This window comes from Flavobacterium fryxellicola, assembly GCF_900143245.1.
GTDB lineage: Bacteria > Bacteroidota > Bacteroidia > Flavobacteriales > Flavobacteriaceae > Flavobacterium > Flavobacterium fryxellicola.
On sequence record NZ_FRDK01000033.1, the window covers coordinates 1 to 1,282 of the forward strand.

1 protein-coding gene is annotated in these 1,282 nt (G+C 35.9%); it reads right to left on the minus strand.

Annotation, left to right across the window (positions count from 1 at the left end; all coding sequences use genetic code 11):
* Positions 1-175 precede the first annotated feature (175 nt).
* Entirely contained in the window at positions 176-1,024 is an 849-nt protein-coding gene (locus BUA03_RS16310) for a hypothetical protein (protein WP_066081931.1), read from the minus strand.
* Positions 1,025-1,282: the final 258 nt, after the last annotated feature.

Here is a 1,282-nt window from a genome sequence, read left to right on the forward strand (position 1 = left end):
AACTACGAAAACCAATCCTTAAAAAAAGAGGACTCTAAATCCTCTTGGTAATCCTTCTACTAATTTTACGATAACGCCATAGTGTTAGCGGACTCCCAACCGGTTCCGTTCAACCGCGGGTTCATTGTTGGCTTTTCAAGCCCAACGAACCCTTATCTGTTATAGGCAGCTCTTTTTACCAAAACTTCCAACCTTTCTTTTTTATTAATTCTTTTACTATCATTTTTTTCGGTGGCTTTGGATTATCTTTTTCATACTCAAATTGCTTATGTGCATACTCTTTCATTTTGTCAATAGTTCCATTGAAATAGTATCCAGAACCAACATTCACAGGATAATTAATGTCAACTTTGATTTTGCCTAAAACTTCATATTCGGTTTTGTCTGTTTTTAATCCAATAGCATAACACCAACCAATTTCAATTTCATTTTTCCAGTTCGCAAATGATTTTGTCAGTATTTCAGAATTTTCAAAATCTTTCAATAGTGGTTTTGCTTTACTATTTATCCTGGTTAAAGCAATTAAATTAAGTCCTAATTCTGTGTCTTTTATGGCTTCTAAAACAATTGCTCCACCATAATTCTTATTTTCAAGTTCGAATATCACACAATCGCCTTTCTCAAAAATAGGCTGTCGAATTATTTTCTTTTTTCTTGACTTTGCTTTTGGTCTTTCTGTTTGCAAGTCTGTTAGAAATTTGTCAAGAACTGCTTTACGTTTTTTAATGTCCTTTTCGTCTGCTTCAAGTTGTCGCCATACTTCGAGGTCTGCACCCGTTTCAATAACCTTTTTTACTCGGTCAAAAATCTCTTTGTCGAGTTGTTTACACTCCCATTGTGCTTTTGCCAAAGCGAACCAAAAGTTATTGCAGTCGTCCGTATCGTTAATTGTTTCTTGATTGCCAGCAATTAATTTCTGTGAAATTTCTCCAACGTCAAGTCCGTCATTATAAAGGTCGAAAAACTCACTGTAAATGTCAGCGTAAGTGTCGTTAGATGATATTGCTGTTCCCCAAGCTCCCATATTTTCTGTGTCGCGTTTGTTTTTTAGAGTTGCCTATAACGTTTCGCGGCTTCATGAAGTGGCGATCTTCGTAACCGAGTATTTTCCGTTAAGATAATATTTCTTGCGAAAGAAAAACGTGAATTTACCACATTTCTCGCCATTTCTTGAAACCGCTGTGTGTGCCCTGCATGAGCAGGAAGCAGATTGTAAATCGTTTGTTCTCGATTCGAAATTACACATTTTGAATCAGAAAACAAATCCTACAGTCTGATATTT